Source organism: Mycobacterium sp. NPDC050041, assembly GCF_049541695.1.
Classification (GTDB): Bacteria; Actinomycetota; Actinomycetes; order Mycobacteriales; family Mycobacteriaceae; genus Mycobacterium.
In genome coordinates, this window is the sequence record NZ_JBMVDG010000010.1 from 70,787 (window position 1) to 96,059 (window position 25,273).

The following is a 25,273-nucleotide window of genomic DNA, read 5'->3' on the forward strand; positions in this document are numbered from 1 at the left end:
AACCTACCCATTCCGGCCGATCAGCCCTCGAGGTCGCCCTCGGTCTCCAGCAGCACCTGGCGCAGGCCGTCCAGCGTCGCGGTTTCGGGCTGCGCCCACATTCCCCGGCCCGCCGCCTCGAGCAACCGCTCCGCCATCCCGTGCAGCGCCCACGGGTTGGACTCCGACATGAACTTGCGGTTCTCGTCGTCGAGGACGTATTCGTGGCTCAGCCGCTCGTACATCCAGTCGGCCATCACCCCGGCGGTGGCGTCGTAGCCGAAGAGATAGTCCACGGTGGCGGCCATCTCGAAGGCGCCCTTGTAGCCGTGCCTGCGCATCGCGGTCATCCAGCGGGGATTGACCACGCGGGCCCGGAACACCCGGGTGGTCTCCTCGTTCAACGTCCGGGTGCGCACCGCGTCCGGGCGGGTGTTGTCGCCGATGTAGGCCGCGGGGTCCTTGCCGGTGAGCGCCCGCACGGTGGCGATCATCCCGCCGTGGTACTGGAAGTAGTCGTCGGAGTCGGCGATGTCGTGCTCGCGGGTGTCGGTGTTCTTCGCGGCCACCGCGATGCGCCGGTAGTTCTGGTTCATGTCCTCGGTCGCCTGCCTGCCGTCCAGGCCGCGGCCGTAGGCGAATCCGCCCCAGGCGGTGTAGACCTCGGCGAGGTCGGCGTCGTCGCGCCAGTTGCGGCTGTCGATCAGCTGCAGCAGGCCCGCGCCGTAGGTGCCCGGCTTGGAGCCGAAGATCCTTGTGGTGGCTCGGCGTTGGTCGCCGTGTTCGGCGAGGTCGGCCTGGGCGTGCGCGCGCACGTAGTTGTCCTCGGCGGGCTCGTCGAGACCGGCGACGAGCGCAACCGCGTCGTCGAGCATCGTGACCACGTGCGGGAACGCGTCGCGGAAGAACCCCGAGATCCGCACGGTGACGTCGATGCGGGGCCTGCCGAGCTCGGCGGGTGTGATCGCCTCGAGGTCGACGACGCGCCGCGAGGCGTCGTCCCACACCGGCCGCACACCGAGCAGCGCCAGCACCTCGGCGATGTCGTCACCGGAGGTGCGCATGGCCGAGGTGCCCCACACCGAGAGGCCGACCGACCGGGGCCAGCTGCCGTGGTCGTCGCGGTAGCGGGTCAGCAGCGAATCCGCCATCGCCACACCGGTTTCCCAGGCCAGCCGGGACGGCACGGCCTTGGGGTCAACGGAGTAGAAGTTGCGGCCGGTCGGCAGCACGTTGACCAGGCCGCGCAGCGGTGAGCCCGACGGGCCCGCGGCGATGAAGCGGCCGTCGAGTGCGCGCAGCACCTGCTCGATCTCGGCGGACGTGCCCGCCAGCCGGGGCACCACCTCGGTGGCGGCGAACCGCAGGATGGCCGCCACCGCGGGGTCGTCGGTGATCCCGTCGACGGCCCGGGCGTCCCACCCCGACCGTTGCAGCGCGGCCACCAGCTCGCGGGCGGCGGCCTCGGCGGCGTCGACGGCGGTGCGCTCGTCGTTGCCGTCCTCGGCCAGACCGAGGGCCTGCCGCAGCCCGGGCACTGTCTGCTCGCCGCCGAACAGCTGGCGGGCCCGCAGGATCGCCAGCACCAGGTCGAGCTGCGACTCGCCCTCGGGCGGGTGTCCGAGCACGTGCAGGCCGTCGCGGATCTGGACATCCTTGATCTCGCACAGCCAGCCGTCGACGTGCAGCAGCATGTCGTCGAACGAGTCCTCGTCGGGGCGCTCGGCGAGCCCGAGGTCGTGGTCCATCTTCGCCGCCCGCATCAGCGTCCAGATCTGCTGGCGGATGGCGGGCAGCTTCCCCGGATCGAGGGCCGAGACGTTGGCGTGCTCGTCGAGCAGCTGCTCGAGGCGGGCGATGTCGCCGTAGCTCTCGGCCCTGGCCATCGGCGGGATCAGGTGGTCGACGAGGGTGGCGTGCGCGCGGCGCTTGGCCTGGGTGCCCTCGCCGGGGTCGTTGACCAGGAACGGGTAGATCAGCGGCAGGTTCGCCAGCGCTGCGTCGGTGCCGCACGCCGCGGACATGCCGAGTGTCTTGCCCGGCAGCCACTCCAGGTTGCCATGCTTGCCCAGGTGCACGACGGCGTCCGCCCGGAAGCCCGCGTCGAGCCAGCGGTAGGCCGCCAGGTAGTGATGGCTGGGCGGCAGGTCGGGGTCGTGGTAGATGGCGACGGGGTTCTCGCCGAAGCCGCGCGGCGGCTGCACCATCAACACGACGTTGCCCGCCTGCATCGCGGCGATGACGATCTCGCCGTCGGCGTCACGGCTGCGGTCGACGAACAGCTCGCCCGGCGCCTGCCCCCAGTGCTTCACGACGGCGTCGGTGAGCTCGGCGGGCAGGGTGGCGAACCATGCGCGGTACTCGGCCGCACCCACCCGGATCGGGTTGCCCGCCAGCTGACCCTCGGTCAGCCAGGCGGCATCCTGGCCGCCCCGTTCGATCAGCGCGTGGATCAGCGCGTCGCCGTCGCCGGCCTCGACGCCGGGGATGTCCCCGATGGCGTACCCGTGTGCGGCCATCGCGCGCAGCAGCTCGACGGCGCTGGCCGGGGTGTCGAGCCCGACGGCGTTGCCGATGCGGGCGTGCTTGGTCGGATAGGCGGAGAACACCACCGCGACCCGCTTGTCCGGCGGCGCGACGGCGCGCAGCCGTGCGTGCCGGACGGCGAGCCCCGCCACCCGGGCGCACCGCTCCGGGTCGGCGACGTAGGAGACCAGGCCCTCGGCGTCGATCTCCTTGAACGAGAACGGGACCGTGATGAGCCGGCCGTCGAACTCCGGCACGGCCACCTGGGTGGCGACGTCCAGCGGCGACATCCCGTCGTCGTTGGCCGCCCACTGTGCGCGCGAGCTCGTCAGGCACAGCCCCTGCAGGATCGGGACGTCCAGCGCCGCGAGATGCGCGACGTCCCAGGTGTCGTCGTTGCCGCCCGCACCCACCGAGGCGGGTGTCGCTCCCCCGGCGGCCAGCACCGTGGTGACCATGGCGTCGGCGGCCTTGAGCGTGTCGAGCAGTTCGGTGGGCGCCGTGCGCAGCGATGCGCAGAACACCGGAAGTGGTTGTCCCCCGGCGTTTTCGATGGCCGAGCAGAGCGCGTGGACGTAGCCGGTGTTACCGGCCAGGTGCTGGGCCCGGTAGTAGAGGACAGCGACCGTGGGTCCGTCGACATCGGCGGCGTCGCGTTCGAGCACGCCCCATTCGGGCGTGGATTCCGGTGGAGCGAAACCGAATCCAGTCATCAGGATGGTGTCGCACAAGAAGGCGTGCAGCCGCCGCAGGTTCTCCAGCCCGCCCTGGGCGAGGTAGATGTGGGCCTGCAGCGCGACGCCGGCCGGCGTCGTCGAGCGGCGCATCAATTCGGCGTCGGGCGCCTGCTCCCCGGAGACGACGACGGCGGGCACCCCGCTGGCGACGACGGCGTCGATGCCGTCCTCCCATGCGCGGTACCCGCCGAGGATCCGTACGACGACGCAGTCGGCGCCGTCCAGCAATTCCGTCAGCTCACCGGCCACCAGGCGGGTCGGATTGGCCCACCGGTACTGCGCGCCGCTGGCGCGGGCGGTGGTGAGGTCGGTGTCGGACGTCGACAGCAACAGGACGGTCGGATGACGGGTCGGCTGGGCCACCCGTCATTCGTACCCCACCCGGGGTCAGCGGTCGTAGTTTCCCCAGCGCGCGTGCCACGACTGCTGGTAGGGCAGTCCGATCGCGGCGATGAGGACGAACAGAGCGACGACGAGAGCGATGATGGTGAACATCGCGGCCCCCTTCCCTTGTATGCGATACCGGCGGTATCGCCTCACCTGAAAGGTACGGAGCGGCAAGGGCGAAACAAAGCGTTTGTGTGGAGGAGATCACACGCCCCGACAATGTGAAGGACGTCACATCGGCGGCGTGCGCGCACGTCAGCGGTCAGTGACGAAGCCTTTGGCGATCATCCAGTCTCGGGCGACGACGGCGGGGTCACGGCCCTCGACGTCGACCTGCTTGTTCATCTCGATGATCGCGTCGTTCGTCAGCGCCGCCGTCACCGGCGCGGTCACCGCGGCGATCTCGGGGTGGGCGTCGAAGAAGTCGCGCTTCATGGTGACCGACGGGTTGTAGTGCGCGAAGAACTGCTTGTCGTCGGTGAGCACCACCAGGTCGAGTGCGGCGATCCGGCCGTCGGTGGTGAACACCTCGCCGAAGTCGCACTGCGTGGCGTCGGCGGTGGCCTGGTAGATGATGCCGACCTGCAGGATCGGCGTCTGGGCACGGGCCGGGTCGAACCCGTAGGCGGCGGCCATCCCCGGGAAACCGTCCTGGCGGGCCCGGAACTCGGTGTCCACACACGTCTTCGCGGCGGCGGGGTCGCGGCGCACCAGGTCGGCGTACTGCGACAGGGTGCGCACGCCGGTCCGCTCGACCACGCGCCTACTGGCGGCCAGCGCATAGGTGTCGTCCATCGGTCCCGGTTCCAGCCACACCATGTCGTTCCGGGCGAGGTCCGCGTCGCGCACCGCCTCGTATTGCTCGCGGGTGTTCGGGATCGGCTTCTCGTTGCCGAGGTAGTTGATCCACGCGTTGCCGGTGAATTCGTAGGCGACGTCGACCTGCCCGCGCAACTGTGCCTCGCGGGTGCTGCGCGAGCCGACGATCCCGGTGAGGTCGCGGACTTCGGCGCCGGCCGCGGCGAGGGTGTACTCCAGGATGTAGCCCAGGATGACCTGCTCGGTGTACTCCTTGGAGCCGACGGTGATCTTCACGCCCTGCAGTGCCGGCGCAGGCTGGATCGATCCGGGACCCACCTCGAACGGCACCGCGCTGCCGGATCCCAAGCCGCAGCCCGGCAGCGCCAACACGACAAACGACGCCAGCGCGAGCAGCGCCCGCCGCGCCGTCACCGCAGGCCCTTGGGGCCGACGTAGAACTCCGCGAGCCCGCCGACCCAGTCGACGAGCAGCGCCAGGCACACCGCCAGCACACTGCCCAGGATCAGCGTCACGTTGTCCTGCAGCTTGTAGCCGGTGTCGATCAGGATGCCCAGACCGCCCGCGTTGACCAGGAAGGACAGTGTGGCTGTGCCGACCGCCAGCACCAGGGAGGTGCGCAGCCCGGCCAGGATGTAGGGCACCGCCAGCGGCAGTTCGACCCGCAGCAGCAGCGTGGCGCGCGACATGCCCTGGCCGAGGCCGGCATCGATCAGCGACCGGTCGACCTGATCGATGCCCAGGATGGTGCTGGACAGCACGGGCAGCAGCGAGTAGAGCGCGATCGGCAGGACGCCGATCCAGAACCCGGTCCGCGCGGTGAGCAGGAACAACAGCACCAGCAGGCCGATCGCCGGCGCCGCCTGCCCGATGTTCGCCACACCGATCACCAACGGCCGCAACACCTTCGCGCCGGGACGAGTGACGAGCACTCCGAGCGGAACGCCGATGAGCAGGACGATCGCGGTGACGGCCCCGGTGATCAGCAGGTGCTGCCAGATCAGCGAGGCGACGTTGCCGGGATTGATGTTCTCCTTCTGGGTGGCCGTGAGATCGCGGTTGAACGCCCAGAACACCACGGCCGCAGCGACGATGAGCACGAGCACCGGCTGGATGTAGAGCCGGACCCGCTCGGCCGCGGTGGCCTTGGGGGTGTCGACGGTCTTGACGGCAGTGGTCACGGTTCGTCGTTCCCGGTGGCCGCCTCCGCGTCCGACCGCAGCGTGGTGATGGTCTCGATCAGGGTGTCCAGCGTGACGACCCCGACGTACCGGCTGCCGGGTCCGGCGACCACCGCGGAGGCGTGCTGTTCGGCCAGGATCGCCTCGAGCGCATCCTCGAGCGTCGACTGGGTGCTGACCACGTCGAGCGGCTCAGCGACGTCGCTCAGCGAGCCGGCGTGCCGCAGCCGCTTCTCGCGCACCCAGCTGACCGGGCGGTCACGGTCGTCGAGCAGCACCAGCCAGTCGAAGTCGGTCCCGGCCAGCGCGGTGCGGGCCTGTTCGACGGTGTCGTCGCGGCGCACGGCCGGATGCGGCCGCAGGTCGACGTCCTTGACCCGCAGCAGGCCGAGTTGGCGCAGCGAGGCGCCTGATCCGACGAAGCCGGCGACGGTGTCGTCGGCGGGGCTGGCCAGGATGGTCTGCGGCGTGTCGTACTGCAGCACCTTGGACCGCTGCCCCAGCACCGCGATGCGGTCACCGAGCTTGACCGCCTCGCCGAAGTCGTGGGTGACGAAGACGATCGTCTTGCGCAGTTCGGTCTGCAGCCGCAGCAACTCGTCCTGCAGGGTGCTGCGGGTGATCGGGTCCACCGCGCCGAACGGCTCGTCCATCAGGAGCACCGGCGGATCGGCGGCCAGTGCGCGGGCCACCCCGACCCGCTGCTGCTGGCCGCCCGACAGCTGGCGCGGATACCGCTGCGCGTACTGCGCGGGCTCGAGCCCCACCATGTCGAGCAGTTCGTCGACGCGGTCGCCGATGCGCTTGCGATCCCAGCCCAGCAGGCCCGGGACCAGGCCGACGTTCTGCCGGATCGTCATGTGCGGGAAGAGGCCGGCCTGCTGGATGGCGTAGCCGATCGAACGCCGGAGCTCAGTCGGCTTGATCGACAGCGCGTCCTTGTCGCCGATCTCGATGCGACCCGACGTCGGCTCGGACAGCCGGTTGATCATCCGCATCGTGGTGGTCTTGCCGCACCCCGACGGGCCGACGAAGACGACGATCTCGCCGGCCGGGATCTCGAGCGAGACATTCTCCACCGCAGGGTCTTTGGACCCCGGGTACACCTTCGAGACGTTGTCGAGCAGGATCCGCACCCCGGTCGGGTCCTGCTTGGCGGGGCTTTCGGATGTCAGTCCGGTTGTCATCGAACACCTTTCGATGTGGTGAGGCGCCCGAGCAGAACGAGCAGGGCATCCAGCGCGAGCGCCAGGATGACGATCAGCAGGGTGCCGGCCAGGGCCATCGGCAGTGCCGTGGGGCTGCCGACCCGGGCCAGCCCGGCGAAGATCAGGTTCCCCAGACCCGGGCCTTTGACGTATGCGGCGATGGCCAGCACGCCCATCGACATCTGGGTGCTCATCCGCATGGCCGACAGGATCGACGGCCAGGCCAGCCGGATCTCGACGCGGCCGAGGGTGCCGAGCCGGCTCAGCCCGATGCCGCGCGCCGCGTCGGTGAGGGCGGGGTCGATCGCGGTGAGCCCGACGATGGTGTTCCGGACGATCGGCAGCAGCGAGTACAGCACCAGCGCCGCGACGCTGGTCGCGACGCCGAGACCGAACAGCGGGATGAGCAGGCCGAGCAGCGCGAAGGACGGGACGGTCAGGATGATGCTCGACGTCGTCGTGGCGAGGTTGGCGGCCAGCGGGCTGCGATAGGTGAGCACACCGACCGCCACGCCGATGACGGTGGCGATCAGCACGCTCTGCACCACCGCGCTGACGTGCTGATAGGAGTCGAACAGGAGCTGGGATTGATGGGAGGTCACGTAGTCCCACAGACCTCGCACGCCCACCTCCGCTGTAGGTTTCGTCCCGTGTGTGCGCAGCACCCTACGCCCGGGGTGGCTGGCTGGTACCCGAACCCGACTAGATCAAAACGGGGCGGTCATGCAGCCGGTTCGGTTCTCACTGAGTGAAACCCTGGGCCTGCGAGCGCCGTTGCGGCAGCGTCTGCGCCCGTGCGCGTGGTGAAACTGGGTGCCCGTATCGGAGCCCGCATCGATGGAGTCCAGCTGAGCAGCGTGTCCGACGCGGGGACGGCGGCACGTATCAACGACGCGCTGCTCGAGCACAAGGTCATCTTCTTCCGCGAGCAACACGACCTGGACGACGACGGTCAACTGGCGTTCGCACGCAGGCTCGGGACGCCGACGACGGCCCATCCCACCGTGACCTCCCGCGGCGAGCGGGTGCTGCCGATCGACTCCCGCTACGACAAGGCCAACAGCTGGCACACCGACGTGACGTTCGTCGACCGCATCCCGAAGGCCTCGCTGCTGCGGGCGGTGACGCTGCCGGAGTACGGCGGTACCACCACGTGGGCGTCGACCGAGGCCGCCTACGACCGGCTGCCGGAACCGCTGCGCGCGCTGGTGGACAACCTGTGGGCGGTGCACACCAACGCGTACGACTACATCGCCGATGTCGAGACGCCGTCGGCATCGGCGTCGGCCGCCGAGCGGCAGTACCGGTCGGAGTTCGTCAAGGACTACTACGAGACCGAGCATCCGGTGGTGCGGGTGCATCCGGAGACCGGACGGCGGGTGCTGGTGCTCGGCCACTTCGTCAAGAACTTCGTCGGCTTGAACTCCGCGGAGTCGGCCGCCCTGTTCGGTCTGCTGCAGGCCCGGATCACGAAGCTGGAGAACACCATCCGCTGGAACTGGGCATCGGGTGACGTGGCGATCTGGGACAACAGGGCCACCCAGCACTACGCGGTCTCCGATTACGACGATCAGTTCCGCCGGCTCAGCCGGGTCACCCTGGCCGGGGACATCCCGGTGGACGTCCACGGCAGGCGCAGCAGGGTGATCTCCGGTGACGCGTCACACTATTCGGCGGTGGTGACACCGATCGCGCTGGCCAGCTGACGCTAGAGCCGCCCCATCTCCCGCGACATCAGGGAGCGCTCCAGGAAGTCCAGGCGCGCGGGTGGCTTCGGCCGCTGCGGAGCGTCGAAGAACGCGTGCAGCCACTGGGCGATCCGGTGTGGCCTGCGGGGCGCCAACGGTGCGGCCGCGGCGGTGGAGAACAGCACCTGCTGCTCGGTGATCAGTACCTGGTTGGTCGGCTCAGCCGCGACCGGCACGACCAGCGGCATCGTCGCCGCGGCTGGTGCCGTTGACAGTTCGGTCATCTCAAGAACCCCCTCGCGTCCGGACCCCCCGGACTTGATGAACCGAACGCTACGGATCAACCCCAGCTACCTCACGCGTAGTCGACTACCCGTGCGCGTGGCTACCGCCTCGGTCTACGTCAGCGCAGTTCAGTAGACCGCTCAGCTATCTATTCCGCGGCAAGAGGCGACAGCGAACCACTTTCTGGCTAACGTCCCATCGCGGCTCGCGGCCGGACTCCTAGAATGGTGGCACCGATGAGCCGACACCGTGATCAGGACGCCTGCCCCGGCGCACTCAGCGTGCACCGGGCCGCCGACGGTGCGCTGGCGCGGGTGCGCCTGCCCGGCGGCATGGTGACACCCGACCAGCTGCGGGCACTGGCCGCGGCGGCCAACGAATTCGGCTCGCCGGCAATGGAGATCACCTCCCGCGGCAACGTCCAGATCCGCGCCGTCACCGACACCGCCGCACTCGCCGACGCGGTCGCCGCCGCCGGACTGTTGCCGTCGGCGTCCCACGAGCGGGTGCGCAACGTCGTCGCGTCGCCGCTGTCCGGCCGCACGGGGGGCGCCGCCGACGTCCGGGCCCTGGTGAGTCTGCTGGACAACGGCATCCAGGGCGCGCCGGAGCTGGCCGGGTTGTCCGGCCGGTTCTGGTTCGGGCTCGACGACGGCCGCGGCGACGTCTCCGGGCTGGCCGCCGACACCGGTGTGCACATGCTCGACGGCGAGACCGCCGCGCTCCTGCTGGCCGGCCGCGACACCGGAGTACGGCTGTCCCTCGCCGACGTGGTCGAAACGCTCGTCACGATCGCCGTGCGGTTCGCCGCCTGCCGCGGAACATGCTGGCGTGTCGGCGAACTCACCGACATCGAGGCGCTGCTCGACGGGTTCGACCGGCCGGCCCCCGCGGGCCGGACATGGCCGCCGTCGGCCCGGCCGCCCGTCGGGTGGCTGCCCCAGGACGACGGCCGCGTCACCCTGGGCGCCGCGGTGCCCCTCGGCGTGCTGCAGGCCCGCGTCGCCGAATTCCTGGCCGCGATCGAGGCGCCGATGGTGATCACGCCGTGGCGTTCGGTACTGGTACACGATCTGGACGAGGGCGTCGCCGACGTGGCGCTGCGGGTGCTGGCGCCGATGGGCCTGGTCTTCGACGCGAACTCGCCGTGGCTGGACGTCAGCGCGTGCACCGGGAGTCCGGGGTGTGAGCGGTCCGCGGCCGACGTGCGGGCCGACGCCGCGGCCGCCGTGCACACCCCCGCCGACGGCCACCGCCACTTCGTCGGCTGCGAGCGCGCCTGCGGCAGCCCCGCCACCGGTGACGTGCTCGTGGCGACCGACTCCGGCTATCAGCAGCGGGTGTCGCGCACCGTAGGGTGAGCGCGTGCTCGACTACATCCGCGACGCGGCGGAGATCTACCGTCAGTCGTTCGCGACCATCCGCGCCGAGGCGGATCTGACCCGTTTCCCCGCCGACGTCGCGCGGGTGGTGGTCCGGTTGATCCACACCTGCGGTCAGGTCGACGTGACCGAGCACGTGGCCTTCACCGCCGACGTCGTCGCCCGCACCCACGCCGCGCTGGCCGCGGGTGCTCCCGTGCTCTGCGACTCCTCGATGGTCGCCGCGGGCATCACCCGGTCGCGGTTGCCCGCGGACAACGAGGTGGTGTCGCTGGTGGCCGATCCGCGGGCGGCCGCACACGCCGAGCGCACCGGCAACACCCGGTCGGCGGCCGCGGTGGAACTGTGGGCCGACCGGCTCGGCGGCGCCGTGCTCGCCATCGGGAACGCGCCGACCGCGCTGTTCCGGCTGCTCGAGCTGATCGACGCCGGCGCGCCGGTCCCGGCCGCGGTGCTCGGTGGGCCGGTCGGCTTCGTCGGCTCCGCGCAGTCCAAGCAGGAACTCGCCGACAACCCGCGCGGCATCGCCTATCTGATGGTGACCGGGCGGCGCGGCGGCAGCGCGATGGCCGCCGCCGCCGTCAACGCGATCGCGAGTGAGCACGAATGAGGGGCACGCTCTGGGGTGTCGGCCTGGGACCCGGCGACCCGGAACTGGTGACCGTCAAGGCGGCCCGGGTGATCGGGCAGGCCGATGTGATCGCCTACCACAGCGCCCGGCACGGCCGCAGCATCGCGCGCGGCATCGCCGAACCTTATCTGCGCGACGGACAGATCGAGGAGCACCTGGTCTACCCCGTCACCACCGAGACCACCGACCACCCCGGCGGCTATGCAGGCGCCATCGAGGACTTCTACCGCGAGGCCGCCGAGCGGATCGCCGCCCACCTGGACGCGGGCCGCGACGTGGCGCTGCTGGCCGAGGGCGACCCGCTGTTCTACAGCTCCTACATGCACATGCACACCCGGCTCACCGAGCGATTCCACGCGGTGATCGTGCCCGGGGTGACGTCGGTGAGCGCCGCCTCCGCGGCCACCGGCATCCCGCTCGTGCAGGGCGACGAGGTGCTGACCATCCTGCCCGGCACGCTGCCCGCCGACGAGTTGCGCCGCCGCCTCGCCGACACCGACGCCGCCGTCATCCTCAAGCTCGGCCGGTCCTATCCTGCGGTGCGAGAGGCACTTTCGGCGGCCGATCGGCTCGACGGCGCCTTCTACGTGGAACGGGCGAGCACGCCGGCGCAGCGGGTGCTGCCCGCAGGCGACGCCGACGCCGACGCGGTGCCGTACTTCTCACTGGCGATGCTGCCCGGCGGTCACCGCCGCCCGCCGCTGCCCGGCGGCGTGGCCGTGGTGGGCCTCGGACCCGGTGACCCGGACTGGTTGACGCCGCAGAGCCGCCACGAATTGGCCGCGGCCACCGACCTGATCGGCTACGCCCCCTACCTGGACCGGGTCCGGCCGCGCGCCGACCAGCGCAGGCACCCCAGCGACAACACCGACGAACCCGCCCGCGCCCGCCTGGCGTGCGAACTGGCGCAGCAGGGCCGCGCCGTCGCCGTGGTGTCCTCCGGCGATCCGGGGGTGTTCGCGATGGCCACCGCGGTCGTCGAGGAGGCCAAGCAGTGGCCGGGGGTCGCGGTGCGGGTGATTCCGGCGATGACGGCGGCGCAGGCCGTCGCGAGCCGGGTCGGCGCTCCCCTGGGCCACGACTACGCGGTGGTGTCACTGTCCGACCGGCTCAAGCCGTGGGACGTGATCGAGAAGCGCCTTGCCGCCGCGGCCGCCGCCGACCTGGTGCTGGCGATCTACAACCCGGCGTCGAAGTCGCGGACCTGGCAGGTGGGCGCGGCGCGCGACCTGCTGCTGCGCCACCGCGACGCGGACACCCCGGTGGTGATCGGGCGCGACGTCGCCGGGCCGGACGAGCGGATCACAGTGGTGCGCCTCGCCGATCTCGACCCCGCCGACGTCGACATGCGCTGCCTGCTGATCGTGGGGTCCTCCCAGACCCAGTGGTACCGCGACGACTCCCACGGTGACGACTCCGGTGACCGGGTTTTCACACCACGGCGCTATCCGACCTGATAGGTAGTTCGCATGACTTCGACCGTCTCGATCCCCGCGCGGCCCACCGACATCACCCCGCAGTGGCTGACCTCTGTGCTGGGTGCCGACGTCCGCGAGGCGGACGTCGCGCCGATCGGGACCGGCCAGACCGGCGCCACCTACCGGTTGTCGGTCGGCTACGGCGACGCCGACGTGCGCCTGCCGGCCACCTTCGCGGTCAAGCTGCCCGCCCAGGACGAGGCGGTTCGCGAGCGCGTCACTCTCGGCTACCTGTCCGAGCACGCGTTCTACCAGTCGCTCGCCGACCGCACCACGGTTCCGGTGCCGGATTGCTATCACTGCGAGATCGACCGTGATGGAGCGGATTTCGTGTTGCTCCTGGCCGACATGGCGCCCGCGGTGCAGGGTGACCAGATCGCCGGGTGCACCGCCGAGGAGGCGAGGCTCGCGGCGGTCGCGATCGCCGGTCTGCACGGGCCCAGCTGGGGTGACGAGGACCTCGCGGCCACCCCCGGCATCGCGATGGTGAAGCCCGATGCGGCCTCGGCCCAGGGCATGGGCGACGTCGCCAGGATGGCCGCCGACATGACGATCGAGAAGCTCGGCGACAAGGTGTCGCCGCAGGACCGCGAGACGCTGGTCGAGGCCATGTCGGTGGTGACGCCCTGGCTGCTCACCGAGCCCGACCGGTTCTCGCTGCTGCACGGCGACTACCGGCTCGACAACCTGCTCTTCGACCCCGACCGCACCCGGGTGACGGTGGTGGACTGGCAGACCCTCGGTGTCGGTCTGCCTGCCCGTGACCTGGCGTACTTCCTGGCCACCAGCCTGCCGTCGGAGCTGCGCCCCCACGTGGAACGCGAGCTGGTCGAGGCCTACCACCGCGAGCTGCTCACCCACGGCGTGCCGGACTACAGCGCCGAGGACTGCTGGCGCGACTACCGGCTCGGCACCCTGCAGGCCCCGCTGATCACGGTGCTCGGGTGCGCGTTCGCGTCGTCGACCGAGCGCGGGGACGACATGATGGCCGTGATGGCGCAGCGCGGCTGCCAGGCGATCCGCGACCTCGGCGCGCTGGAGCTCATCGGGAGCTGACCCAGGCCACCGCCTCGTCGACGGTGTGCACCGTGTCGACTCCCGCGGGCAGCGGCGGCCGGTCGACCATCACCACCGGCAGCTCGAGGGTGGCCGCCGCGTCGAGTTTGGCCCGCGTCATGTCGCCGCCGCTGTTCTTGGTGACCACGGCGTCGATGCGACGGTCCCGCATCAGCTGCAGTTCCTCGTCGTAGCGGTACGGCCCGCGGGACAGCACCAGCTCGTGGCGCCGTGGCAGCACGCCGGCGTCGGGCGCGGTGACGGCGCGGATCAGGAACCAGGCGTCGACGTCGGTGAAGGCCGCGATGCCGGAACGGCCGGTGGTCAGGAAGACCCGCGAGAACCCTTGCTGCTGAACCTTTTCGGCGGCCTCCCGATCCGAGCCGACGACGATCGCGGTGCTGCCGTGCCGCCACGCAGGCCGGGCCAGCACCAGGTGCGGCACTCCGGATCGCGCGCACGCCTGCGCGGCGTTGGCGGTGATGGTGGCGGCGAACGGGTGCGTCGCGTCGACCACGGCGTCGACGCCCGCCTCCGCCAGCCAGTGCCGCAGTCCCTCGACGCCGCCGAAGCCGCCGATGCGCACCTCGCCGACCGGCAGCGCCGGGTCCGGCACCCGGCCCGCCAGCGAACTGATCACGTGCACACCGGGATGCAGCCGGGCGGCGAGCGCGCGGGCCTCGCCCGTGCCGCCGAGCAGCAACACCCTCAAGCGTGGCGTCACCGGCACATCTCAGTGCCGCCCGCGCCGCGTCCGGCCGCTGGAGTACAGGTAGCTGTCGGTGAATCCCTCGGCGGCCAGTACGTCGCCGACGACGATCACGGCGGTGCGGGTGATGCCGGCCGCGTGCGTCCGCTCGGCGAGTTCGCCCAGCGGGCACCGCACCACCACCTCCTGCGGCCAACTCGCGAATGCCACCACGGCGCAGGGAGTTTCGGGGCGATAACCGCCGGCGAGCAGCTCGGGCACGATCGTGTCGATCTGCGCGGCCGCCAGGTGCAGCACCAGCGTGGCGCCCGGCGCCGACAGCGTGCGCAGATCCTCGCCCGCAGGCATCGCCGTCGACAGCGTCGCCACCCGGCTCAGCGTGACCGTCTGGGCGACACCGGGAACGGTCAGCTCGCGGCCCAGCGCGGCCGCGGCAGCGGCGAAGGCAGGCACCCCCGGCACGATCTCGTAGTCGACCCCGAGGTCGTCGAGACGGCGGCACTGCTCCGCCAGCGCACTGTAGATCGACGGGTCACCCGAGTGCAGCCGCGCGACGTCCAGTCCCGCGGCATGCGCGTCGGCCAGTTCGGTGACGATCTGCTCGAGCGTCAGCGGGCCCGTGTCGACGATCCTGGCCTCCGGCGGGCAGGAGGCCAGCAGATCGTCGGGCATGATCGAGCCGGCGTAGAGGCACACCGGGCACCGTTGCAGCAGTCGCTGCCCGCGCACGGTGATCAGGTCGGCGGCGCCCGGGCCTGCGCCGATGAAGTACACGGTCACGGTGTCACCACCGACCACTGGGTGACCGGCATCGCGGGCCGCCATCCGGTGAAACCGCCCAGCGGCTCGCCGCGGTAGTGCTGGAATCGGCGCAGCTCACCCCCGAGCCGTGAATACCACTGCAGCACAAGCGCTTCGGATTCGGCAGTGACGGTGTTGACCACCAGCCGCCCGCCGGTGGGCAGCCGCTGCACGCAGGCGTCCAGCAGTCCCGGTGCGGTGATGCCGCCGCCGATGAAGATCGCCGCGGGTGTCGGCACCCCGTCCACGCCCGCACTGCTGAGTTCGGCGGCGCCGAATGCCTCGGGGGCGGCGCCGCGCACGTCTACGCGCACCCCGAACGCCTCGGCGTTCGTCACGATGCGGGCGCGGCGCCGCTCGTCGCACTCGAAGGCGACCGCCGAACACCCCGGGCCACTGCGGCACCACTCGACCGCGATGCTGCCCGCGCCGGCACCGACGTCCCACAGCAGCTCCCCGGGGCGCGGGGCGAGCGCGGCGAGGGTGACCGCGCGGATGCCGAGCTTGGTGATCTGCCCGTCGTGGTCGAACGCGTCGTCGCCGGGCCACGCCACCCGCTCGTCGGGCAGATAGCGAACGGCCACGACGTTGAGGTCGTCGACGTCGGCGGCACCCCGGTCCGCCCACTGTGCGGCGGTGCCGTCGCGGCGCCGCTCGTCCCGGCCGCCGAGCTGTTCTAGCACGGTGAGTTCGGAGTCGCCCCGGCCGTGCGCGGCCAGCAGCGCGGCCAGCGCCTTCGGTGTGGTGCGGTCGGTGGACAGCACCACCGCGCGGCCGCCCCGGCGGACCGCGGTGTGCGGGTCGGCGGTGACGAGGCTGATCACCTCGGTGTCCTGCACGCTCCAGCCGAGCCGGGCGCAGGCCAGCGTCACCGAGGAGACGTGCGGCAGCACCGACACCCGGTCCGCGCCGAACCGCCGAATCAGCGTCGCGCCGATCCCGTGCAGCATCGGGTCGCCGCTGGCCACCACGTGCACATCGCCGGTGGCATCACCGAGCGCCGCCAGCGCAGGCAGCAGTGGCGACGGCCACTCACGCCGCTGCGCGCTCACCGACTCGTCGAGCAGGCGCAGCTGGCGAGCGGACCCGTACACCACCGTCGCGCGCCGCAACTCCGCCGCCGACGCCGGCGCCAGTCCCCCGACGCCGTCCGCGCCGATACCCACCACGAAGATCATCGGCGTCCTCGGCTCTTCGCGCGAGCGCTCATCGCGGCATCCTGCGCCACACCGGCCGCGGCACCAGCCGCAACGCGAAGAACAACACCCGCAGCGCGCCCGGCACCCAGACGTGGCTGCGCCCGCGCCGCAGCGCCCGCACGGTGGCGTCGGCGACCTGCGCGGGTGTGCTCGGCAGCGGCGCCGTCGACATCCCCTCGGTCATCCGGCCGATCACGAACCCCGGCCGCACCACCAGCAGCCGCACCCCCGATCCGTGCAGTGCATCGGTCAGGCCGGCGCAGAACCCGTCGAGCCCCGCCTTGGCCGAGCCGTAGACGTAGTTGGCGCGGCGCACCCGCACTCCGGCCACCGAGGAGAAGGTCACGATCGTGCCCGCACCGGCGGCCCGCATCGCGGCGGCCAGCGCGGTGAGCAGGCTGACCTGCGCGACGAAGTCGGTGTGCACGATCGCCGCGGCGTGCGCCGGGTCGCGCTCGGCGCGGGCCTGGTCACCGAGCACGCCGAACGCCAGCACCGCGGTGCCGATCGGGCCGTGCTCGGCGACGATCGCGTCGACCAGCGCACCGTGTGCCGCGACGTCGTCGGCGTCGAACGCCACGGTGTGCACGGCGTGCGCACCCGCGGCCCGCACTGCCGCCACCTGCTCGGCCAGCCGGTCGGGGCCGCGGGCGGCCAGCACCACCGTGGCGCCGGGAGCCAGCCGCACCGCGAGTTCCGTGCCGATCTCGCTACGGCCGCCGAAGACGACGACGAGGCCGGGTCCGAGCCTGTCCGCCGTGTCGGCCGTGTCTTTCACAGCTGCGATTATGTCCTGCGCTAGCGTGGGCGTTGATGGCAACTTCGGGTCGCAGGGCAACGACCAAGCTGACGAACGACGCGATCGCGTTCCTCACCGAACGCCATCTCGCCATGCTGACCACGCTGCGGGCGGACAACTCGCCGCACGTGGTGGCGGTCGGCTTCACCTTCGACCCCAAGACACACATCGCGCGTGTCATCACCACCGGCGGCTCGCAGAAGGCGGTCAACGCGGATCAGCGCGGCGCGGCCGTGCTCAGTCAGGTCGACGGCGCCCGCTGGCTGTCGCTGGAGGGCAAGTCCGCCGTCAACACCGACCCCGAGGCGGTGCGCGACGCGGAACTGCGCTACGCCCAGCGGTACCGCACGCCGCGGGTCAACCCGCGCCGGGTGGTCATCGAGGTGCGGGTGGAGCGGGTGCTGGGCTCCTCCGACCTGCTCGACCGCGGCGAGGACTAGCGGCGGGACGCCGCGCGTCACACCGTCGCGGCGGGACCTGCGGGCACCACGACCAGCTCGTGCGGTCTGCTGTTGACCGGCAGCACCCCGTCGTCGGTGACGATCACGATGTCCTCGATGCGGGCGCCCCACTGTCCCGGGAAGTAGATGCCCGGTTCGACGCTGAACGCCATCCCGGCTTCGAGCGGCAGGTCGTTGCCCGCCACCACGTAGGGCTCCTCGTGCACCGAGAGCCCGATACCGTGCCCGGTGCGGTGTACGAACGCCTCGGCCAGACCCTCGGCGGCCAGCACGTCGCGGGCCGCGGCGTCGACCTGCTCGGCGGTCACCCCGGGGCGGACGGCCTGCACGGCGGCGTGCTGTGCGCGCTGCAGCACCGCATACCGCCGTGACACCTCGGGATCCGGCTCGCCGATGCTGTAGGTCCGGGTGGAGTCCGAGTTGTAGCCCGGTTCGACCGGTCCACCGATGTCGACGACCACGATGTCGCCGGCCCGCAGTTCCCGGTCGGAGCATTCGTGGTGTGGGTCGGCGCCGTGCGGGCCCGAGCCGACGATGATGAACGCGACCTCCGAGTGACCCTCGTCGACAATCGCTTTCGCGATGTCGGCCGCGACGTCGGCCTCGGTGCGACCGGGCACCAGGAAGTCGGGCACCCGCTCGTGCACCCGGTCGATCGCCGCGCCGGCCGTGCGCAGCGCGTCGATCTCGGCCGCGTCCTTGACCATCCGCAGCCGCCGCAGCACATCGGTGGCGAGCACCGGGACCACGCCGAGCACCCCGGCCAGCGGCAGCAGGTGCAGGGCGGGCATCGCGTCGGTGACCGCGGTGGCGGCCGGTGCGCCGCCGAGCGCGTCGGCCACCAGCCGGTAGGGGTCGTCACCGTCGACCCAGTCGCGCACGGTGATGCCGAGTTCGGTGACCGCCGATTCCCTGAGCGCGGCCAGTTCCAGCCGCGGCACCACCACCGTCGGCGACCCTGTCGCGGGCACCACCAGCGCCGTCAACCGCTCGAAGGTCTGCGCCCGCGAACCCGTCAGGTAGCGCAGGTCGTAGCCGGGGGTGATGACCAGGCCGGCCAGTCCGGCATCGCCGGTCGCCTTCGCGGCGGCGGCCAGTCGGCGGGCGTACACATCGGCATCGAAACGGGCGGAACTCATGGCTGAAAGGCTAATCGCCGCCAGTAGTGTGAGCCGAATGCTGCGCGACATCCGCGAACTCACCGACAGTCACGAGTACGCCGAGGAGTTGCGGCGGCGCTGGGGCGGCCTGCTCAGCTACCGCTACATCGGCAGGCAGTACGCCACCATGGATCCGCGGGACGTCGACGACACCGTCGTGGTGCGCCACGACATGCGCAATCCCACCGGCGGCCTGCTGCTGGCGGTGCTGTCGATCGCGGCGCCCGAGAGTGGGCACATGTCCGACCTCGAGGCGGTGCCCAACCCCGTCGTGCACTCGTGCCAGGTCATCGACCCCGGCCGCGACGTCCGCCGCTTCGAGGTGGTGTCGGAGGAGCTGCGGCGCGGCAGGCAGATGGGCTACAGCCGGGCCAAGATCGTCGACGCCGACCGGCCGGACCGCGTGCTCGCCCTGATCGAGGGCCAGGGCGTCAGCATCGGCATCCCGCCGGAGGGCCTGCAGAAGATGGAGGTCGACAACATAGAGGTGGTGGACTCGCCGAATCTGCCGCCGCTGTGGCAGGTGTTCGGCGGGCACCGCAGGCCGGACGGGCACTGGGCGCTGCCCGAACTGTCCGCCGACGTGGCCTCACCGGACGCGGCGCTGCACATCGGGCCGCAGTTCGTGCTGCTCGAGACGGCGGCCACCGACGCGGCGGCGCGGCTCGCGGGCACCGGGCGGCTGCAGGGCGCGTCGTCACACGTCATGTTCATGGCACGGGGCACGGCCGGCCCCTTCCGCGCCGAGTCCGAAGCGGTGACCGGCGCCGACGGCCTGCTCGCAGCCAGGGTGGTGCTCTACGACGAGGGCAACGGCGACAGGCCGATCACCAGCGGCGCGTACGTGTTCGAGAGCGCACGATGAGCGGGCCGCTGCTCCTGCTCGACGGGGCCAGCATGTGGTTCCGGTCCTACTTCGCGCTGCCGTCGTCGATCACCGCGCCCGACGGTCGGCCGGTCAACGCACTGCGCGGCTTCCTCGACGCGGTCGCGATGCTGGTCGGCCGCGAACGGCCGGGCCGGCTGGTGGTGTGCCGCGACGACGACTGGCGCCCGCAGTGGCGGGTGGACCTGATTCCCTCGTACAAGGCGCACCGCGTCGCGGAGACCGAACCGGCGGGCACCCCCGACGTCGAGGAGGTGCCCGACGAGCTGACCCCGCAGGTGGACATGATCATGGCGGTGCTCGACGCGTTCGGGATCGCCACGGCCGGCGCCCCCGGATACGAGGCCGACGACGTGCTAGGCACCCTCGCCGCCCGCGAACGCACGGACCGGGTCGTCGTGGTCAGCGGGGACCGGGACCTCCTACAGCTCGTCGCCGACGACCCCGTCCAGGTCAGGGTGCTCTACCTGGGCCGCGGCATGGCCAAGGCGACGATGTTCGGCCCGGCCGAGGTCGCCGACCAGTACCACGTCCCGGTCGAGCGGGCCGGGCCGGCGTACGCCGAACTCGCGCTGCTGCGCGGCGACCCGTCCGACGGTCTGCCCGGTGTGCCCGGAGTCGGGGAGAAGACGGCCGCCACCCTGCTCGCGCAGTACGGCTCGCTGGAGGCGATCCTGGCCGCCGCCGACGACCCCAAGTCGAAGATGAGCAAGGCCTACCGCAAGAAGCTGCTCGCGGCGACGGACTACATCGAGGCCGCCGGTCCGGTGGTGCGGGTGGCGCACGACGCGCCCGTCACCTTCACCACGAAGTCCGACACGCTGCCGCTGGCCGCCGTGCACCCGCGCAAGGTCGCCGACCTGGCCGGCGAACTGGGCGTCACGTCGTCGGTCGGGCGGCTGCAGAAAGCGCTCGACGAGCTGCCCGGCTAGCGCGGCCGGCCGACCTCGTAGGTTCCGTCGTCGTCCTGGAACGTGACCGTCACCGTGCGCTTGGTGCCGTCGATGCTGACGTCGCAGTCGAACGTGGCGCCCTGCTTGACCTCGGGGCTCTGGCCGTCGTTGCAGACGACGTCCTGGACGTTCTTGGCGCCGTAGCCGTTCTCCTCGTCGGTGAGGATCTGCTCCACACCCGACTGTGCGGCGTTGACGTCGAGCTTGGTGGTGACCGCCCAGCCCGGCAGCCACAGCGCGGTCACCAGCACGGCGATGACGAGGATCGCCACCAGCCCGCCGACGACGCCGAGGATCAGCTTCAGCGAACTCTTGGAACCGGACTCCGAGCCGGGCGCCTGGTACTGCCCGTACTGGTTGTACTGGTCGGGCTGCTGGCCGTACTGGCCCGGCTGCCCGTACTGGGGCTGGCCGTACTGCGGCTGCTGACCGGTCTGCCCGTACTGTCCCGGCTGCTGGCCGTACTGCGGCGGCTGCCCGTACTGCTGCCCCGGCTGCTGTCCGTACTGCCCGTACTGCTCGGTGGACGGGTACTGCGGCTGCGGCGCCTGATAGGTCGGCTGCTCCTGGCCCGGCTGCTGGTACTGCGGATACTGCTGCTGACCGTAGGCCGGCGGCGGCTGCTGCCAGCTGGGCACCTGGGTGGTCGACTCGTCGGCGGCCTGCGGCTGCCATGCCGGCTGCTGCGAGGTGGACTGGTCACCGCCGGCGCCGGAGGGCTGCCACGATGCGTTCGACGGCTCACCCGACGGCTGATCGGCGCCGGTCTCCGGCTGCTGGCCGGGCCACGGCTGCGAGGGGTCGGAACCCTGCGGTCCGCTCATCGTCTCTCCTTGGTCGTCCTGAGGTGGATCCTGCGGTCAAGTCCTGGGTCGGCTGGCAACACACTACCCCGCATCAACTGCCACGACGCCGCGCCGAATGTCGTTGATGGCGCGTTTCGCCGCCGTGCGCATCGCCGCCGTCGGCGCCGCATTGCGCACCTGGTCGAGCAGGTCGAGCACCTGACGGCACCACCGGACGAAATCGCCTGCCGACAGCGGTGACCCGCCGCCCGCGACGTCCGATGCGGCCAGCGCGGTCGTGAGATCGCCGGTGGTGGCCCATCGGTACACCGCGGCGACGAATCCGTCGTCCGGTTCACGGCTCGGCCCGATCCGGTGCCGCTGCTCCTCGGCCCGCAACTCGGCCGACGTCCGCCGGGTCCGTGCCAGCGCACGCCGCAGGGCGGCCGTCGGCGCCTCCAGACCCGCTGGCGCGCCGGGTGTGTCGCCCCGGGATTCATAGAGCACCGTCGACAGCACCGCCGCCAGCTCGGCGGGCCCGAGACCCTCCCAGATGCCGCCGCGCAGGCACTCGGCCACCAAAAGGTCACTCTCGCTGTAGATCCGGGCCAGCAGCCGACCGTCGTCGGTCGCCTCAGGGTCACCGTCGTCCGCCGTCTCGATGTAGCCGCGTTCGGCGAGCAGCGTGACGATCCGGTCGAACGTCCGGGCCAGCGAATTGGTGGCGGTAGCAACCTTCCGCTGGATCTCGGCGTTGTCGCGCTCGATACGCAGGTAGCGCTCGGCGAGGCGGACTTTGTCTTCGCGGTCGGGTGCGTGGTGCGCGGGATGGTTGCGCAGCTGCTCCCGCAGCCCGGCCAGCTCGGGGTCGACGTCGCGTTCCGGCGCCTCCCCGCTTCTCCGGCGGTGCGACGGCAGATCCAGGCCGGCGGCCGCCGAGCGCAGCGCCGAGGCCAGGTCACGGCGCGCTCGCGGATTGCGGTGCTCGACACGCTTGGGCAGCGTCATCGACCCCACCGTGGTCGACGCCCCGGTGTAGTCGGCCGACGAGATCCGGCCCGCCCAACGGTGTTCGGTGAGCACCAGCGGCCGCGGATCGTCGCTGTCGCGGTCCGGTTCGAGGACGACGGCCAGCCCGCCGCGGCGACCCTGCGCGATGTTGATGATGTCGCCGCGGCGCAACGCGGCCAGCGCGTCGTTGACGGCCTTGCGCCGGTGCAGCCGCGAGGCCCGCGACTGCGCGCGCTCACGGGTGGAGATCTGCGCCCGCAACCGCGCGTACTCCAGCACCGGCGACTCGCGCCCGCCCAGCTCGGCGGCGATCTCGTCGAGCAGCCGCTCGCCGCGCTCGACGCCACGGCGCAGGCCCACCACCGAGCGGTCCGCCTGGTACTGGGCGAACGACTGCTCGAGGAGCTGGTGGGCCTGTTCCGGGCCCATGTGCTGAATCAGGTTGATCGTCATGTTGTAGGACGGCGCGAACGAACTGCGCAGCGGGAACGTGCGGGTGGAGGCCAGCCCGGCGATCTCGGCCGGCTCGGCCATGTCGTCGTGGCTGTGCCACAGCACCACCGCGTGGCCCTCGACGTCGATGCCGCGCCGCCCTGCCCGGCCCGTCAGCTGGGTGTACTCCCCCGGCGTCAGCGGCATGTGCTGCTCGCCGTTGAACTTGACCAGCCGCTCCAGCACCACGGTGCGGGCGGGCATGTTGATGCCGAGCGCCAGGGTTTCCGTGGCGAACACCGCCTTGACCAGCCCGGCGGTGAACAGCTCCTCGACGGTGTGCCGGAACACCGGCAGCATGCCCGCGTGGTGGGCCGCCAGGCCGCGCAACAGGCCTTCGCGCCACTCGTGGTAGTCGAGCACGATCAGGTCGTCCTCGGGCAGGTCGGCGCAGCGGCGCTCGACGATCTCGGCGATGCGGGCCCGTTCCTTGTCGTCGGTCAGCCGCAGCGGGGACCGCAGGCACTGCTTGACCGCGGCGTCGCAGCCGGCGCGGGAGAAGATGAACGTGATCGCGGGCAGCAGGCCCTCACGGTCGAGTGCGGCCAGCACGTCGGGTCTGCTGGGTGGCCGGGCACCCACCGACCGGCCCCGGTGCGACGACCGGCCGCCGCGCCCCCGCGGCTGCCAGTCCGAGAGCCGGTCGGCCTCTCTGCGGTGCGCGATGTGGCGCAACAACTCCGGATCGACGACGAGTTCGCGGCCACGGGCGGACGGGTCGTGGGCGCGGTAGTCGAAGAGGTCGAACAGCCGCTTGCCGACCAGCACGTGCTGCCACAGTGGCACCGGCCGGTGTTCGTCGACCACCACGGTGGTGTCCCCGCGCACCGTCTGGATCCAGCCGCCGAACTCCTCGGCGTTGCTGACGGTGGCCGACAGGCTGACCAGCCGGACGTCGTCGGGCAGGTGCAGGATCACCTCCTCCCACACCGCCCCGCGCATCCGGTCGGCGAGGAAGTGCACCTCGTCCATCACCACGAATGCCAGTCCGCGCAATGCCGGCGAATCGGCGTAGAGCATGTTGCGCAGCACCTCGGTGGTCATCACCACCACATCGGCGTCGCCGTTGATCGACTGGTCGCCGGTGAGCAGCCCGATGCGCGCCGCGCCGTACCGCGCCACCAGGTCGGTGTGCTTCTGGTTGCTCAGCGCCTTGATGGGCGTGGTGTAGAAGCACTTTCGGCCGGCGGCCAGAGCGAGGTGGACGGCGAACTCACCGACCACCGTCTTACCCGCGCCGGTCGGTGCGCACACCAGCACCCCGTGCCCGCTCTCCAGCGCCCGGCAGGCCCGCAGCTGGAAGTCGTCGAGCGCGAACGGCAGCGCGGCGGTGAAGTCGGCGAGTTCGGTCGCCGTCGACTCAGGTGGATTCGTCATCGATCGTGACCCGGGAGGGTGACGGCACCGCCGACGGCGCCTCGATCGGATCGGCGGTGCCGATCGGCGCGGCTTCGTCTTCGGGGACATCCTCGAGCGCCTCGCGCTTCGCCTTGCGCCTGTCGTGGATGCGCGCCACTCGGATGGCCAGTTCGAGCAGCACGGTCAGCGCGCCGGCCAGGGCGAGCATCGTGAACGGATCAGAACCGGGCGTGGCGAACGCGGCGAAGACGAACAGCCCGAAGATCATCCCGCGGCGCCACGCCTTGAGCCGCGCGTAGGTGAGGACGCCGATCAGGTTGAGCATGATGATCAGCAGGGGGAACTCGAAGCTGATGCCGAACACCAGCAGCAGGTTGATCAGGAAGCCGAAGTACTGGTCGCCGGAGAGCGCGGTGACCTGCACGTCGCTGCCGACGGTGAGCAGGAAGCCCAGCGCGGTGGCCAGCACGACGTAGGCCAGCACCGCGCCGCCGATGAACAACAGCGCCCCGATGGCCACGAACGCGGTCGCGAAGCGGCGCTCGTTCTTGTAGAGCCCAGGGGTGATGAACGCCCACAGCTGGTGCAGCCACACCGGGCAGGCCAGCACGATGCCGGCCAGCAGGGCCACCTTGAGGCGGAGCATGAACTGGTCGAAGGGCCCCGTCGCCAGCAGGCGGCATCCGCCGCCGGGGGTGATGTCGGCGCGCGCGTAGTCGGGCAGCGCGCAGTACGGGCCGCGCAACCATTCGCCGAGGCTGTGCATGCCGAAGATGCCGTGGGTGTACCAGAAGAACCCGAGAATCGTGGTCAGCACCACCGCGGCGGCCGCGACGAGCAGCCGGTTGCGCAGCTCGGCGAGGTGTTCGACCAACGACATGGTGCCGTCGGGATTTGCTCGGGCGCGCCGGCGGCGCGGATCGAGCTTCCTGAGGATCGGAGGGGTCTGCAACGGCCTGCCTAATGGATGCGACCTGCGAGCACAGCCTGACGGGCGCGGCGCCGGGCCGCGTCACACGAAACGGGTGGGGTCAGGCCGGGCGTTTGTCGGACGACGGTTCGGCGGCCGGTGCGGGATCCGCGACGTCGAGGCGCTCGGAGGCGATCGGCGTGGCCGGGCCGGGCGTCTCGGGCTTCGGCTCGGGCTTGCCGTCGGCCTGCATCTCCTTGATCTCCGACTTGAAGATCCGCATCGACTTGCCCAGCGAGCGCGCGGCGTCCGGCAGCTTCTTGGCGCCGAAGAGCAGCACGAACACCGCGATGACGATTACCCAGTGCCAGGGTTGTAGACCGCCCATGTT

The 25,273-nt window shown here is 71.5% G+C and carries 23 protein-coding genes; 8 read left to right on the forward strand and 15 right to left on the reverse strand.

The genetic code is table 11. The features are described from left to right. Positions 1-20: 20 nt before the first annotated feature. The 5 genes from cobN to ACPCHZ_RS24835 all read right to left on the reverse strand — a co-directional run bounded on the left by cobN (position 21) and on the right by ACPCHZ_RS24835 (position 7,460). Positions 21-3,605: a cobaltochelatase subunit CobN gene (gene cobN / locus ACPCHZ_RS24815; protein ID WP_423487187.1), complete on the reverse strand. Its 3,585-nt coding sequence runs from the start codon at positions 3,603-3,605 to the stop codon at positions 21-23. A gap of 279 nt (positions 3,606-3,884) precedes the next feature. Then, positions 3,885-4,862, reverse strand: coding sequence for a glycine betaine ABC transporter substrate-binding protein (locus ACPCHZ_RS24820; RefSeq protein ID WP_423487188.1), 978 nt, complete (start codon positions 4,860-4,862; stop codon positions 3,885-3,887). Next, a complete protein-coding gene (locus ACPCHZ_RS24825; protein WP_423487189.1) occupies positions 4,859-5,629 on the reverse strand; it encodes an ABC transporter permease in 771 nt (256 codons plus the stop codon). Before ACPCHZ_RS24825 ends, ACPCHZ_RS24820 begins: the two co-directional genes overlap by 4 nt. After that, a complete protein-coding gene (locus tag ACPCHZ_RS24830) occupies positions 5,626-6,816 on the reverse strand; it encodes an ATP-binding cassette domain-containing protein (protein WP_423487190.1) in 1,191 nt (396 codons plus the stop codon). The genes ACPCHZ_RS24825 and ACPCHZ_RS24830 overlap by 4 nt, the downstream gene beginning before the upstream one ends. After that, entirely contained in the window at positions 6,813-7,460 is a 648-nt protein-coding gene (locus tag ACPCHZ_RS24835) for an ABC transporter permease (RefSeq protein WP_364980813.1), read from the reverse strand. The genes ACPCHZ_RS24830 and ACPCHZ_RS24835 overlap by 4 nt, the downstream gene beginning before the upstream one ends. 171 nt (positions 7,461-7,631) lie before the next feature. Here ACPCHZ_RS24835 and ACPCHZ_RS24840 point away from each other — a divergent pair, with 171 nt between their 5' ends. Next, complete coding sequence (locus ACPCHZ_RS24840; RefSeq protein WP_423487191.1) at positions 7,632-8,543, forward strand: TauD/TfdA dioxygenase family protein; 912 nt, start codon at positions 7,632-7,634, stop codon at positions 8,541-8,543. A gap of 2 nt (positions 8,544-8,545) precedes the next feature. Here ACPCHZ_RS24840 and ACPCHZ_RS24845 read toward each other — a convergent pair whose 3' ends face one another. Further along, positions 8,546-8,809, reverse strand: a complete 264-nt coding sequence (locus ACPCHZ_RS24845; RefSeq protein WP_423487192.1) for a hypothetical protein — start codon at positions 8,807-8,809, stop codon at positions 8,546-8,548. Between the two features lie 237 nt (positions 8,810-9,046). On the opposite strand from ACPCHZ_RS24845, the gene cobG reads away from it, so the two are divergent. Genes cobG through ACPCHZ_RS24865 form a run of 4 tightly spaced genes read left to right on the forward strand, consistent with a single transcriptional unit; the run spans position 9,047 to position 13,357 of the window. Then, the gene (gene cobG, locus ACPCHZ_RS24850; protein WP_423487193.1) at positions 9,047-10,171 is read left to right on the forward strand and encodes a precorrin-3B synthase; all 1,125 of its coding nucleotides are present in this window, start codon (positions 9,047-9,049) and stop codon (positions 10,169-10,171) included. A 4-nt stretch (positions 10,172-10,175) separates the two neighbouring features. After that, complete coding sequence (locus ACPCHZ_RS24855) at positions 10,176-10,802, forward strand: precorrin-8X methylmutase (protein ID WP_423487194.1); 627 nt, start codon at positions 10,176-10,178, stop codon at positions 10,800-10,802. Next, entirely contained in the window at positions 10,799-12,280 is a 1,482-nt protein-coding gene (locus ACPCHZ_RS24860; RefSeq protein WP_364980828.1) for a precorrin-2 C(20)-methyltransferase, read from the forward strand. Before ACPCHZ_RS24855 ends, ACPCHZ_RS24860 begins: the two co-directional genes overlap by 4 nt. A gap of 12 nt (positions 12,281-12,292) precedes the next feature. Further along, on the forward strand, positions 12,293-13,357 hold the full coding sequence (locus tag ACPCHZ_RS24865) for a phosphotransferase family protein (protein WP_423487195.1): 1,065 nt from the start codon (positions 12,293-12,295) through the stop codon (positions 13,355-13,357). On the opposite strand, the gene ACPCHZ_RS24870 is transcribed toward ACPCHZ_RS24865, so the two are convergent. From ACPCHZ_RS24870 to ACPCHZ_RS24885, 4 genes are read right to left on the reverse strand one after another with little or no spacing between them, the layout of a single operon-like run. After that, a complete protein-coding gene (locus tag ACPCHZ_RS24870; RefSeq protein WP_423487285.1) occupies positions 13,344-14,069 on the reverse strand; it encodes a cobalt-precorrin-6A reductase in 726 nt (241 codons plus the stop codon). The genes ACPCHZ_RS24865 and ACPCHZ_RS24870 overlap by 14 nt on opposite strands. 21 nt (positions 14,070-14,090) lie before the next feature. Next, positions 14,091-14,846: a precorrin-4 C(11)-methyltransferase gene (gene cobM / locus ACPCHZ_RS24875; protein ID WP_423487196.1), complete on the reverse strand. Its 756-nt coding sequence runs from the start codon at positions 14,844-14,846 to the stop codon at positions 14,091-14,093. Then, positions 14,843-16,045 (reverse strand): precorrin-6y C5,15-methyltransferase (decarboxylating) subunit CbiE, encoded by a 1,203-nt coding sequence (gene cbiE, locus ACPCHZ_RS24880; protein ID WP_423487197.1) that lies wholly within the window; start codon positions 16,043-16,045, stop codon positions 14,843-14,845. The genes cobM and cbiE overlap by 4 nt, the downstream gene beginning before the upstream one ends. Positions 16,046-16,073: 28 nt before the next feature. Then, positions 16,074-16,844, reverse strand: coding sequence for an SDR family NAD(P)-dependent oxidoreductase (locus ACPCHZ_RS24885; protein ID WP_423487198.1), 771 nt, complete (start codon positions 16,842-16,844; stop codon positions 16,074-16,076). Between the two features lie 35 nt (positions 16,845-16,879). Here ACPCHZ_RS24885 and ACPCHZ_RS24890 point away from each other — a divergent pair, with 35 nt between their 5' ends. Then, positions 16,880-17,305: a F420-dependent biliverdin reductase gene (locus ACPCHZ_RS24890; RefSeq protein WP_423487199.1), complete on the forward strand. Its 426-nt coding sequence runs from the start codon at positions 16,880-16,882 to the stop codon at positions 17,303-17,305. A gap of 17 nt (positions 17,306-17,322) precedes the next feature. Here the strand turns inward: ACPCHZ_RS24890 and ACPCHZ_RS24895 are convergent, their stop codons facing one another. Further along, positions 17,323-18,465 carry a M24 family metallopeptidase gene (locus ACPCHZ_RS24895; RefSeq protein ID WP_423487200.1) on the reverse strand — a complete coding sequence of 381 codons (1,143 nt, stop codon included), beginning with the start codon at positions 18,463-18,465 and terminating at the stop codon, positions 17,323-17,325. 37 nt (positions 18,466-18,502) lie between these two features. Between ACPCHZ_RS24895 and ACPCHZ_RS24900 the strand changes: the two genes are divergently transcribed. Both ACPCHZ_RS24900 and ACPCHZ_RS24905 read left to right on the forward strand, forming a co-directional pair. After that, a complete protein-coding gene (locus ACPCHZ_RS24900; protein WP_423487201.1) occupies positions 18,503-19,351 on the forward strand; it encodes a hypothetical protein in 849 nt (282 codons plus the stop codon). Next, complete coding sequence (locus ACPCHZ_RS24905) at positions 19,348-20,304, forward strand: 5'-3' exonuclease (protein WP_423487202.1); 957 nt, start codon at positions 19,348-19,350, stop codon at positions 20,302-20,304. Before ACPCHZ_RS24900 ends, ACPCHZ_RS24905 begins: the two co-directional genes overlap by 4 nt. Here ACPCHZ_RS24905 and ACPCHZ_RS24910 read toward each other — a convergent pair. The 4 genes from ACPCHZ_RS24910 to tatA form a co-directional block, all read right to left on the reverse strand. Next, positions 20,301-21,149, reverse strand: a complete 849-nt coding sequence (locus ACPCHZ_RS24910) for a DUF4333 domain-containing protein (RefSeq protein WP_423487203.1) — start codon at positions 21,147-21,149, stop codon at positions 20,301-20,303. The genes ACPCHZ_RS24905 and ACPCHZ_RS24910 overlap by 4 nt on opposite strands. Positions 21,150-21,212: 63 nt before the next feature. Further along, a complete protein-coding gene (locus ACPCHZ_RS24915; RefSeq protein WP_423487204.1) occupies positions 21,213-23,990 on the reverse strand; it encodes a DEAD/DEAH box helicase in 2,778 nt (925 codons plus the stop codon). Then, on the reverse strand, positions 23,974-24,924 hold the full coding sequence (gene tatC, locus ACPCHZ_RS24920) for a twin-arginine translocase subunit TatC (RefSeq protein WP_423487205.1): 951 nt from the start codon (positions 24,922-24,924) through the stop codon (positions 23,974-23,976). The genes ACPCHZ_RS24915 and tatC overlap by 17 nt, the downstream gene beginning before the upstream one ends. A 79-nt stretch (positions 24,925-25,003) precedes the next feature. Next, positions 25,004-25,270 carry a Sec-independent protein translocase subunit TatA gene (gene tatA, locus ACPCHZ_RS24925; protein WP_423487286.1) on the reverse strand — a complete coding sequence of 89 codons (267 nt, stop codon included), beginning with the start codon at positions 25,268-25,270 and terminating at the stop codon, positions 25,004-25,006. Between the last annotated feature and the right edge of the window lie 3 nt (positions 25,271-25,273).

What these genes read in the sequence shown, in the direction of transcription:
- ACPCHZ_RS24860 (WP_364980828.1), top strand. Translation starts at nt 10,799, where the DNA reads ATGAGGGGCACGCTCTGGGGTGTCGGCCTGGGACCCGGCGACCCGGAA.
- ACPCHZ_RS24845 (WP_423487192.1), bottom strand. Translation starts at nt 8,809, where the DNA reads ATGACCGAACTGTCAACGGCACCAGCCGCGGCGACGATGCCGCTGGTC.
- ACPCHZ_RS24895 (WP_423487200.1), bottom strand. Translation starts at nt 18,465, where the DNA reads ATGAGTTCCGCCCGTTTCGATGCCGATGTGTACGCCCGCCGACTGGCC.
- ACPCHZ_RS24865 (WP_423487195.1), top strand. Translation starts at nt 12,293, where the DNA reads ATGACTTCGACCGTCTCGATCCCCGCGCGGCCCACCGACATCACCCCG.
- tatA (WP_423487286.1), bottom strand. Translation starts at nt 25,270, where the DNA reads ATGGGCGGTCTACAACCCTGGCACTGGGTAATCGTCATCGCGGTGTTC.
- ACPCHZ_RS24905 (WP_423487202.1), top strand. Translation starts at nt 19,348, where the DNA reads ATGAGCGGGCCGCTGCTCCTGCTCGACGGGGCCAGCATGTGGTTCCGG.
- ACPCHZ_RS24890 (WP_423487199.1), top strand. Translation starts at nt 16,880, where the DNA reads ATGGCAACTTCGGGTCGCAGGGCAACGACCAAGCTGACGAACGACGCG.
- ACPCHZ_RS24915 (WP_423487204.1), bottom strand. Translation starts at nt 23,990, where the DNA reads ATGACGAATCCACCTGAGTCGACGGCGACCGAACTCGCCGACTTCACC.
- cbiE (WP_423487197.1), bottom strand. Translation starts at nt 16,045, where the DNA reads ATGATCTTCGTGGTGGGTATCGGCGCGGACGGCGTCGGGGGACTGGCG.
- ACPCHZ_RS24910 (WP_423487203.1), bottom strand. Translation starts at nt 21,149, where the DNA reads ATGAGCGGACCGCAGGGTTCCGACCCCTCGCAGCCGTGGCCCGGCCAG.
- cobG (WP_423487193.1), top strand. Translation starts at nt 9,047, where the DNA reads ATGAGCCGACACCGTGATCAGGACGCCTGCCCCGGCGCACTCAGCGTG.
- ACPCHZ_RS24830 (WP_423487190.1), bottom strand. Translation starts at nt 6,816, where the DNA reads ATGACAACCGGACTGACATCCGAAAGCCCCGCCAAGCAGGACCCGACC.
- ACPCHZ_RS24900 (WP_423487201.1), top strand. Translation starts at nt 18,503, where the DNA reads ATGCTGCGCGACATCCGCGAACTCACCGACAGTCACGAGTACGCCGAG.